The sequence below is a fragment of the Pandoraea anhela genome, from assembly GCF_902459655.1.
Lineage (GTDB): Bacteria > Pseudomonadota > Gammaproteobacteria > Burkholderiales > Burkholderiaceae > Pandoraea > Pandoraea anhela.
The window spans coordinates 188,877-199,075 of record NZ_CABPSB010000010.1 but is presented as its reverse complement, the minus strand read 5'-3'; the positions used below and the strand labels follow the sequence as shown (position 1 = coordinate 199,075).

Below are 10,199 nucleotides of genomic sequence, written 5' to 3'. Positions count from 1 at the left end.
ACGGCGGGGATCAAGCAGGACGTCGACAAGATGTTCGGCATTTTCCCGCGGCTGAAGGAGCGCAAGGACCAGCTCGCGGGCACGCTCTCGGGCGGCGAGCAGCAGATGCTGGCGATGGCGCGTGCGCTGATGAGTCAGCCCAAGCTGTTGCTGCTCGACGAGCCGTCGATGGGTCTCTCGCCGATCATGGTGGAGAAGATCTTCGAGGTGGTACGAACGGTCTCGGGCGAAGGCGTGACGGTGCTGCTCGTGGAGCAGAACGCGCGTCTGGCACTGCAAGCGGCGCACCGGGGCTACGTGATGGACAGTGGCCTCGTGACCATGACCGGTCAGGCGAAGGACATGCTCGACGATCCGAAGGTGCGCGCGGCGTATCTCGGGGAGTAAGTCCGGAGGAAGGCGACAGGCGGGGCGGGCGACGCAAGTCGGTCCGTCCCGCCGACAGGATCGCCAGGGTAGACAAGCCAAGGGCGCCGAAGGCAACTTCCGGCGCCCTTGGTGCTTCTTGCGGGCGACGCGCGATGCGTCTTACACGATGGCGTCGGCGCTTGTCGCCACCGGCAGCCGCTTGCCGAGGCTCACGACATCGTCGGCGGCATAGCCATGCGCGGTGTAGAACGCCAGCGCTTCGCGCGATTGCGTGAGCACTTGCAGATTGAGCTTGAGACAGCCGCGCCCGGCCAGAGCGGTTTCCGCATGACCGAGCAGCGCACTGGCGACGCCGCGCCGCCGCAGCGCCGAGGTCACCGCCAGCGAATAGATCCAGCCGCGATGACCATCGTATCCCGCCATCACCGTGCCGACGATCTCGCGCTCGTGCACCGCCACGAAGAACAAGCCGTCATGCATGGCGACCTTGTTGGCAATCGAGCGACGCGGTTCGCGATGCGGCTTGTCGGGTCGGTTGTATTCCGGAAACGCCTCACGCCAGAGTGCGATCACGGCGTCGGTATCCGCTTCGTCGAACGTGCGGACGTGAATGTCGGCGGGCATGCGATTCATGGCGCTTCCTGCTGGCTGGTGTAGATGTCGGGCCGATGGATTTGCATCATCTTGTTCACGGGGCCGAGCGGCTCGAAACCGTAGCGCGCATAGAGGCTGGCGGCGTCGGTGGTCGCGAGCAGGAAGCGGCGCAGCCCCTGTAACGCAGGATGAGCGAGTACGTCTTCGCACAGACGCTTGCCGATGCCGAGTCCGCGCATCGACGGCTCGACGAAGACGTCTGCGAGATACGCGAATGTGGCGCGATCGGTGATCACACGGGCGAACCCGACCTGGCGTGTCGCGCCGCCCTCAACCTGTGTGGCGTAAGCGCCGAAGCACAGTGAGTGGCTGATGGCGCGCATCAGCGTGGTGCGCGGAATGTCCTGCGCCCAGTGCGTTTGTGTCGACAGGGCGTTGTGAATGAAACCGATGTCGAGCCGCGCCGGATCGGACGATATTTCGACGATGGCGTCGGGGGGCGGTGTCGGATGCCCCTGACTCAGGTCGTTCATCGATGGGTTCTCCTGAGGATGTCTGACGTGCTCGCCCGAGTGAGATTCGGACGAGCCCCGTCGTTCGCGTTCGAGAGGTTGGATCGTGTGGCTCAGACGTGCCTGGCGAGCAGCGTGTCGAGCATCGAGAGCATCTGATCGATCTCTTCGCGGCTCACGTTCAGCGCGGGCATGAAACGCAACAGGTTCGGACGTGCCGCGTTGAGCAGCAGCCCGTCCGGCGTCATGTCGCGCGCGGCTTCGACCAGTTGCGGCCCGATGTCGCGACCGAGGAGCAGGGCGCGCAGCAGACCGGCGCCGCGTTCGCCCTGACCGCCGTAACGCGACGACAGATGCTGCAACCCGGCGCTCAGATAATCCGCCTGAGCGCGCACGAACTCCAGGAAGCCCGGCGAACTGACCGTGCGCATCACCGCGAGGCCGACGGCGCACATCAGCGGATTGCCGTTGTAGGTGCCGCCCTGATCGCCCGGCTGGAAGACGGCGAACTCGTCGCCGCAAAGCATTGCGGCGAGCGGCACGCCGCCGCCGATGCCTTTGCCGAGCGTCATGATGTCGGGGACGATGTCGTTCTGCTGATGCGAGAAGAGCGTACCGGTGCGTCCGCAGCCCGTCTGCACCTCGTCCACGATCAGTAATAGGCCGCGCGCCTTCGTGAGCTCGCGCAGCGCCTTCATGAACGCATCGGTGGCGGGTACGACACCGGCTTCGCCCTGAATCGGTTCGAGCATCACCGCGACGGTCTGCGGGCCGATGAGCGCTTCGACCGACGCGATGTCGTTCAACTCGGCTTTCGGAAAGCCCGGCACCTGCGGCGCGAAGATCTTGTCCCAGCCCGGTTTGCCGCTGGCGGACATGGTCGCCAGCGTGCGGCCGTGGAAGGCGTTGTTGAAGGTAATGATCTCGTAGCGCGCGCCGCCCGCAGCGTTCGGGTGCAGTTGTCCCCACTTGCGCGCGAGCTTGATTGCGCTTTCGTTGGCCTCCGCGCCGCTATTGGCGAAGAAGACCTTGCCGAGGCCGGAGAGCTTCGTGAGCAGATCCGCCAGTTCGATCATCGGCTGGTTGTAATACGCCGGGCTCGGGTTGAGCAGCAACGAGCCTTGCGTGGCGAGGGCCTCGCGCATTACCGGATGGCAATGGCCGAGGCTGTTCACCGCCCAGCCCTGAATGAAGTCGAGATATCGCTTGCCGTCGTGGTCGTACAGCCAGCCGCCTTTGCCGTGCGTGAACACGAGTTCGGGACGCGTGGTGATGGGCAGCAGCGCCTGCGTGGCGAAGTCGGCGAACTTTGCGTTACGGGCGCCGGAGGTAGTGGCCGCCTTGGGCGAAGGGTTGGGGGCGGCGGACGATTGAGCAAGCGACATGACGGTCTCCGAAGGGCAGGGTGAAAGAGACGAGGGAATGAAAAAAGCCACGGGGGGTGCCCGTGGCTTCGCTGTGCTTGAGAACTTGCGTTGTTATCGCAGTCGATAGCGCGCCGCGCGGCATCCCGGTTGGGGCAGCGTACGGCGACGTCGGATCGAGGCGATGGCAATCAGGTTCATGCCGGCAAGCATAAGACGGTGACGTGGCGCTTGTCAAAGGAAATGCACGGCGTGTGGTTTGCGTGCATCTTTTGCGCATTTCCACGACGGCGCGTCCGGCGCCGTCGTCATGACGGTGCCACGGTCGCTGTGGGTCATTCGCCGGCACGGGCGTCGTCTGTAGCATTGACGCTATCGGCCGTATCGGCGGCGGTCGTAAAGGCGTCTGCGTAGAACGCGTCTTCCGGCAGCCCGTGATGCGCGATGAAGTCGCGACGGGCCGACTCGACCATCACAGGGGCGCCGCACGCGTAGACCTCAAAGCCCGACATGTCCGCCAGATCCTCGGCCACGGCGCGGTGGACGAAACCGGTGCGACCCTGCCACTCGTCTTCCGGCGCCGCCTCGGAGAGTACCGGCACGAACTTGAAGCCGGGGATCTCGCGCGCCCACTGCTCGGCCATCTCGCGCATGTAGATGTCCTTCAACTGACGCGCGCCCCAGTACAGCGTCATCGGACGGTCGAGACCCTTGTGCACCGCATGTTCGACAATGGCCTTGATCGGCGCGAAGCCGGTGCCAGAGGCGAGCAGCACGATCGGCTTGTCGGAATCTTCACGCAGGAAGAACGTGCCGAGCGGCCCTTCGAAGCGAAGGATCTCGCGCTCTTTCATGTTGTTGAACACGTGATCGGTGAATACGCCGCCGGGCATGTGGCGCAGATGGAGTTCGATGGCGCCTTCTTCGTGCGGCGCAGTCGCCATCGAGTAACTACGGCGTTTGCCGTCCTTCAGAATGAACTCGATGTATTGGCCGGCAAGGTACTGGAAGCGTTCGTTGGCAGGCAGTTGCAGACGCATCACGATGATGTCGTCGGCGCGGCGCTCCAATGCGTTCACACGGCACGGCAGACGCTTGACCGGAATATCGCCGATGCCCTTGACCTCGCGCGACTCGATGACGAGATCGCCCTTGGCGTGGGCGCAGCACAGCAGCGCGAAACCCCGCGTTTCCTCGTCCTTCGAGAGCGACGAACTGGGGTGCGAGCCGTGCTCGACGGTGCCCTCGACGAGCTTGGCCTTGCACGAGCCGCAGCCGCCGTTCTTGCATCCGTACGGCAGACCGATGCCCTGACGCAGTGCTGCGGAGAGCACGGCCTCGCCGTCTTCGACCTGGAACTCGCGCCCGCTCGGCACGAGGGTAACGTTGTAAGCCATACTACAATCCGAAAAATGAAAAAACCGTCCAAACCCTTCGGTCGTCCGCGTCTGTTGATCGTGGGCTGTGGCGACGTCGGCATGCGTGCCCTGCCGGCCCTCGTCAAACGCTTTCGTGTCTTTGCCGTGACATCCAGCGATGCCCGTCATGCCGCCTTGCGTGCGGCGGGCGCGGTGCCTGTCGTCGCCAATCTGGACGACAGGCACAGCCTGCATCGCATCGGCCGTCTGGCCCCTCGGGTGCTGCATCTGGCGCCGCCTGCGGCGGTCGCCGGTAACGGTACGCAGGACTGGCGCACGCGCCGTTTGCGCGCTGCGCTGAACCGACCGTATAAACGCAATATTGTACCCGAGGCGGGACATCGCGCCTTGACGGGCATGCCCCATTCGCCTGCACGAATTCTCGTCTATGCGAGCACCAGCGGGGTCTATGGCGATTGCGGCGGCGCGTATATCGATGAGACCCGCACCCCCATGCCGCGTTCGCCGCGCGCTCAGCGCCGGGTCGATGCCGAGCGCACGGTGCGCAGTCTGGGGCGACCGACGTTCCATGCGCACAACCCGCGCCGCGTGTTGGCGGCGGGCGCGTCGCGAGCGAGGGTGCCGCAGGCTTTCGGGGCTGCGGGTACGCGGGCGTCATGGCGTCACGCCGGGCAAGCGCGGGTGATCTGGCGTGCGTCGATCGTGCGGATTCCGGGCATTTATGCGGCGCAGCGTTTGCCGGTTGCGCGATTGCAGAAGGGCACGCCTGCGTTGCAGGCATCGGACGACGTCTACACCAACCATATCCATGCCGACGATCTCGCCGCGATCCTGATTCGCACGATGTGGCGCGGCAAGGCGCAGCGTGTCGTGCATGCAAGCGACGACACCGACTGGCGCATGGGCGAGTACTTCGACCATGTCGCGGACGCCTTCGGCTTGCCGCGTCCGCCGCGCGTCTCGCGCGAGGAGGCGCAGCGGGTGCTGGAGCCGACCTTGCTTTCCTTCATGTCGGAGTCCCGGCGTCTGGCCAACACACGTCTGAAGCGCGAACTCGGCTACCGCCTGAAATATCCCGACGTGGCCGCCCTGCTCAGGACGCTGTCCCCAGCGTGCCGCCCAGGGCCTTGACGAGCGAGAGCGTCGCGTCGATCTGATCGAGCCGCGACTGCACGGCGCGACGGCGTGCCTCACGCGCGAGCCGCTCGGCGTCGAGCCACGTTTGCAAATCGATATCCCCGGCGCGATAACGCGCACCGGAGAGGTCGGCCGCCCGTTGCGCCAGCGTGGCGGCGCTGGCAAGCGACGCGTATTGCGACGTCGTTCGCTCCCGTGCGGCGAGCGCGTCTTCCACTTCGGTCAGCGCCGTGAGCAGCGTGCTGCGGAACGCGGTCACGGATTGCTCGTAATCGTTGCGCGCGAGCGCCGTGGTGAAACGCGCCGTTTGCACCTGAAGGAACGGCATGGCGATCGTGGCGGCGAGCATGCCGACGGGATTGGCGAGCAAACGCGAGAGCGAATCGCTGCCGGTGACGGCCGTGCCGTTGAGCGTGAGCGAGGGATAGAACGACAGGCGTGCCGCGTCGACATCGGCCAGTCGGACCCGCACGCGCGTCTCGGCAGCGGCGAGATCGGGACGTTGCGCGAGCAACGACGCGGGTAGTCCCGGCGCGACGGCGGGCAACTGCACGGGCACGAGCGAATCGCGCTCGGCAAAGCGCGTCTGCGCCGGACGCCCCAACGCATTCGCCAGCGCATGCCGTGCGACGTCACGCAGACGTTCCCAATCGGCCAGCGCGCCGGCGACGGCGTCGCGGTCCTGCTGGGCTTGCACCGGATCGAGCGCCGACACGGACCCCGCACGGCGGCGCGCTTCGACCAGCGCGACGACGCGGTTCGCGGCGTCGAGGTCCGCCGTCGCGCTGCGCACGTTATCGTTCAGATAAGCCAGGCGCCAATACAGCGATGTCACCTGACTCGACAGCGAGAGCGCTGCGGCGCGACGCTCCCACGCGCTCGCCGCGGCTTGCCAGTGGGCGGCGTCGCGCTGGGCGGCAAGCTTGTTCCAGAGATCGATTTCGTAGCTGATGTCCAGATTGACGCCGGACGTCGGGCGCGTTTGCCCGTTATATGCGAGCGCAGCCATACCACCGTCGAGGGCACGCGACTTGTAACCCTTGACGTTGCCCGTGAATTGCGGCCAGCGATTGGCGTCGGTCAGCCCGGCTTGCAGCGCGTCGCGATCCGCCTGCAACGCTTTGAGCGCGAGGCCCGGGTTGCCGGTGAGCGCCTGCGAGACGAGCGTGTCGAGCTGCGGCTCGCCGAAGGCGCGCCACCACGGCGCAATGTCCGCCGCCAGTGTGTCGACCGGCGCGGCGACGATGGCCGTTGCACCGCGCTGTGTCCCGTCGATGGGCGCACCGAATTGCGCCGGGACCGGCAGCGGCGGGCGTGCATAGTCCGTGCGGGTGAGGGCGCATCCCGAGAGGACGAGCGCGGCGATGAGGGAGACGGGCATTGGGCCCGGCAATGCGGAAAACCACGGTCGGTGGGCGGCGGACAATCGGTACAGTCGGGAGAGACGAATCATCGGGGGTGTCGAGTCGGGTCTGTCGGCACGGTCGACGAGAGGCATGCGCACGAAGCAGACAAAAAGACCCCCGCGCGCGACACCGAATCGCGCGCGGGGTATAAAAGCCATCCCGAGCCTGAGGGGGGGGCGCCGCGGGACGGCGGGGGCAATCATTCACGGGCCAGCGCATCGACCGGATCGAGGCGCGCTGCACTGCGTGCGGGCAGCCAGCCGCTGAGCATGCCGATGGCGCATGCGCAGGCGACCGCTGCGGCGACGGTGTTCGCGGAGAACACCACGGCGACTTGCGGCACGAACGTCGAGACCAGCCAGCCGATGGCATACGACAGCGCGACACCGACGGCGCCGCCCATCAGACACACGAGCACGGCTTCGATGAGGAACTGCCGGAGAATGTCCTGACGCCGCGCGCCGATGGCGCGTCGAATGCCGATCTCGCGCGTGCGCTCCGTCACGGAGACGAGCATGATGTTCATCACACCGATGCCACCGACGACGAGCGAGATCAGCGCGATGAACGAGAGCAGCAGCGTGAGCATCTGACTCGTGCGCGAGATCGACTTCACGATCGTGTCCATGTTGAACGTGAAGAAATCCTTGTGGCCATGGGCACGAGTGAGAACGCGAATGATCCCGGCTTCGGCGGCGGCGGGCGGATGCCCGTCGAGGATGCGCACCGTGATCGATTCCAGATGCTGCTGCCCGGACAGACGGCTCGCGACCGTCGTCCACGGCACATAGACGTTGAGCGCACGGCTCACGAACATTGAGGAGCGATCCCTCACCACGCCGATGACGCGTAGCGGCAGCGAGCCGGCGAGTACGATCTGCCCGATCGGATCGCCCCCGTTGGGCATCAACTTCCTGATCGTGTTCTCGCCGAGCAGTGCGACTTGCGCCTGACGTTCCACCTCGCTGGCGTCGAAGCTGCGTCCGCGCGCGAGGTTCAGCCCGTTCGCACGCAGGAAGTCGGCGCCCTCGCCGTGCACCTGTGCGTCGGTGTCGAGACGGCCGAAGCGCATGCGGGTCGTGCGCGGACCGACCTGTGGCGACACGCTGTCGGTGTAGGGCTGGGCGGCGAGCAGGGCGGCGTCGCGCGGCAGCAGCGTGCGAATCTCGCCGGCCTTGTCGTCGTTGAAGTCCTTGCCGCGCAAGACGGTGATGGTGTTCGGCGCGATGTTGCCGATGTCGTCGAGCACGCGCCGCTTGGTGCCTTCGCCGATCGCGGAGAGCGATACGACCGACGTGATGCCGATGATGATGCCCAGCATTGTCAGTCCGGTACGTAACCGATGCGACGCCAGGGCATGCCACGCCATCGACAGGCTTTCCGCGAACGTGGGCCAGCCGCGCATCCAGCGCGTCATGCCGTGACGGTCTGCGGCATGCGGCAACGCTGTCGAAGCCGAGGCGACCGAATCCCGGGAATGCCCGGAATCCCCGGAATCCCCGGAATCCGGTCCCGCCGAAGCGTCGATGCGTTGCGTCTCACGCGCAGCCGCGGCAGGAGGGAAGGCGTCGTTGCGGCGATCGCCCTGGATACGACCGTCGGCAATGTCGATGACGCGTTGCGCCCACGCGGCGACGCCGGGATCGTGCGTGACGACGATGATCGTGTGTCCGCGCTCGTGCAGAATATGCATCACTTCCAGCCCGCTGTGACTGTCGAGCGCGCCGGTCGGCTCGTCGGCGAGGATGATGTCGCCGCCGTTCATCAGCGCACGCGCGATGCTCACGCGTTGCTGCTGCCCGCCGGACATTTGCGACGGACGATGCGAGAGATGCTTGTCGAGCCCGAGGCTGCCGAGCAGGGCGGCGGAGCGCGATGCGCGCTGCGAGCGCGCAATCCCCGCGTACACGGCGGGCACTTCCACGTTGCCTTGCGCGGTGAGATGCCCCATCAGGTGATAGCGCTGGAAAATGAAGCCGAAATACTCCCGACGCAGTTGCGCGAGCGCGTCGTCGGACAGCGAGGCGACGTCGCGTCCGTCGATCTCGTAGCTGCCGGCGCTGGCGCGGTCGAGGCAGCCGAGCACGTTCATCAACGTCGACTTGCCCGAGCCGGACGGCCCCATGATCGCGACCATTTCGCCGCGCCGGATGTCCAGCGCGATATCGCGCAGCACCGTGACGGCGCCCACGCCCTCGCCGAAGCTTCGGGAGATGCCGCTGAGTCTCAGGAGGGGCGCGTTCGCGTGCGTCACAGCAGTGTCCCCGAATCGTTGCTGCCGGGCGGTGGCGCGTCGGTCGGATCGGCCGTCACGACACGCTCGCCCGCCGACAGACCGTCGAGCGCTTGCGCGGTGAGTCGGTTGTCGAGCCCGACTTTGACCCAGCGAGCGTGCGCATTGCCTTTCGCGTCGAGCACGCGAACAAGATAACGGCCATCGGCGCGCTTTTCGCCGAGCGCGACCGACGGAAACGTCAGTGCGTTCGAGATCCGCGCGCTCACGATGGACACTTGCGCCGTCATATCGGGACGCAGCACGCTGCTCGGATTCGGCACATCGAAAAGCGCATTGAAAAAGATCGCGTTGTTGATCTTTTCGGGCGACGGTTGAATCGCGCGAAGCTTGCCTTCGTAACGCGTCTGCGGCGCGCCCAGGATCGTGAAATAGACCGGTTGCCCGGCGCGAATGCGCACCACGTCCGCTTCCGAGACCTGTGCGCGAACGGTCATCATCGACAGGTCGGCGACCTTCAGGATCGTCGGAATCTGGTAGATCGCAGTCACCGTTTGCCCTTCCTGCGTGGTGATCGCAGTGACGGTGCCGCTGATGGGCGCGGTGATGCGCGTATAGGAAAGATTCGTGCGCGCTTTATCGACCTTGACCTTTTGCTGGCGGATCTGCGAGTCGAGCGATGCGAGTTCCGCGCTCAGCGCCTCGGCTTCGGTCCGCCCTTCTCCAGATCGCGTGGCGAGGTGGCGTCGTCGCGCGCCAGTTGGCGTTGCCGTGCGAGTTCGCGCTCGGCTTGCGCGTGACGGATGGCTTTTGCGCGCCGGTCGGCAGCGAGCGTTGTGAGTCCGGCGCTGGCTTCGCGCAGATCGTTCTCGCTGGAGGTCGGGTCGATCTCGGCGACCAGTTGCCCCTTGGCGACGGTATCGCCGAGCACGACGTTGAGCGAGCGAAGTTGCCCGTTGGCTTGCGAGCCGACTTCGACTTGTTTGATGGGCTGGAGAACGCCGGTGGCGAGCACCGCGTCTTCCAGATCGCGCTGTGCGACGGTCGCAAAGAGATAAGCGGGCGGCGTCGGGTGGGGCCATCGCCAGACGGCAAGGCCGCACAGCACGACGACGACGACCGCAACGATCTTGCGGCGTCGCGTGAGACGGCGCGGGCGGAACGGAGAAACGAACTTTGAGAAAAGCTTCATCGATCGGGACGTA

General features: G+C 66.1%; 9 protein-coding genes and 1 pseudogene. 2 read left to right on the top strand and 8 right to left on the bottom strand.

Going from position 1 to position 10,199, the window contains the following annotated elements:
• The coding region (locus PAN31108_RS15445) for an ABC transporter ATP-binding protein (protein ID WP_150669688.1) at positions 1-387 on the top strand (387 nt) is incomplete at its 5' end.
• 141 nt (positions 388-528) lie between these two features.
• Here PAN31108_RS15445 and PAN31108_RS15440 read toward each other — a convergent pair.
• From PAN31108_RS15440 to PAN31108_RS15425, 4 genes are all read right to left on the bottom strand, one after another.
• A complete protein-coding gene (locus PAN31108_RS15440) occupies positions 529-1,002 on the bottom strand; it encodes a GNAT family acetyltransferase (protein ID WP_174995001.1) in 474 nt (157 codons plus the stop codon).
• Positions 999-1,496 carry a GNAT family N-acetyltransferase gene (locus tag PAN31108_RS15435; RefSeq protein ID WP_150669687.1) on the bottom strand — a complete coding sequence of 166 codons (498 nt, stop codon included), beginning with the start codon at positions 1,494-1,496 and terminating at the stop codon, positions 999-1,001. Before PAN31108_RS15435 ends, PAN31108_RS15440 begins: the two co-directional genes overlap by 4 nt.
• A 92-nt stretch (positions 1,497-1,588) precedes the next feature.
• Positions 1,589-2,860 (bottom strand): acetylornithine transaminase, encoded by a 1,272-nt coding sequence (locus PAN31108_RS15430; protein ID WP_150669686.1) that lies wholly within the window; start codon positions 2,858-2,860, stop codon positions 1,589-1,591.
• 314 nt (positions 2,861-3,174) lie between these two features.
• Complete coding sequence (locus tag PAN31108_RS15425; RefSeq protein WP_150669685.1) at positions 3,175-4,236, bottom strand: CDP-6-deoxy-delta-3,4-glucoseen reductase; 1,062 nt, start codon at positions 4,234-4,236, stop codon at positions 3,175-3,177.
• Between the two features lie 15 nt (positions 4,237-4,251).
• Between PAN31108_RS15425 and PAN31108_RS15420 the strand changes: the two genes are divergently transcribed.
• Complete coding sequence (locus PAN31108_RS15420) at positions 4,252-5,349, top strand: Rossmann-fold NAD(P)-binding domain-containing protein (protein ID WP_174995000.1); 1,098 nt, start codon at positions 4,252-4,254, stop codon at positions 5,347-5,349.
• Here PAN31108_RS15420 and PAN31108_RS15415 read toward each other — a convergent pair.
• The 4 genes and pseudogenes from PAN31108_RS15415 to PAN31108_RS27310 form a co-directional block, all read right to left on the bottom strand.
• Positions 5,312-6,736 carry an efflux transporter outer membrane subunit gene (locus PAN31108_RS15415; protein ID WP_174994999.1) on the bottom strand — a complete coding sequence of 475 codons (1,425 nt, stop codon included), beginning with the start codon at positions 6,734-6,736 and terminating at the stop codon, positions 5,312-5,314. The two genes, PAN31108_RS15420 and PAN31108_RS15415, sit on opposite strands and share 38 nt — an antisense overlap.
• Positions 6,737-6,960: 224 nt before the next feature.
• Positions 6,961-9,015 (bottom strand): MacB family efflux pump subunit, encoded by a 2,055-nt coding sequence (locus PAN31108_RS15410; protein WP_150669683.1) that lies wholly within the window; start codon positions 9,013-9,015, stop codon positions 6,961-6,963.
• Positions 9,012-9,734 (bottom strand): annotated as a pseudogene (locus PAN31108_RS26805) (efflux RND transporter periplasmic adaptor subunit); the annotation flags it as partial. The pseudogene PAN31108_RS26805 and the gene PAN31108_RS15410, both read right to left, overlap by 4 nt.
• Complete coding sequence (locus PAN31108_RS27310; protein ID WP_246183977.1) at positions 9,689-10,186, bottom strand: efflux RND transporter periplasmic adaptor subunit; 498 nt, start codon at positions 10,184-10,186, stop codon at positions 9,689-9,691. The pseudogene PAN31108_RS26805 and the gene PAN31108_RS27310, both read right to left, overlap by 46 nt.
• Positions 10,187-10,199 lie beyond the last annotated feature (13 nt).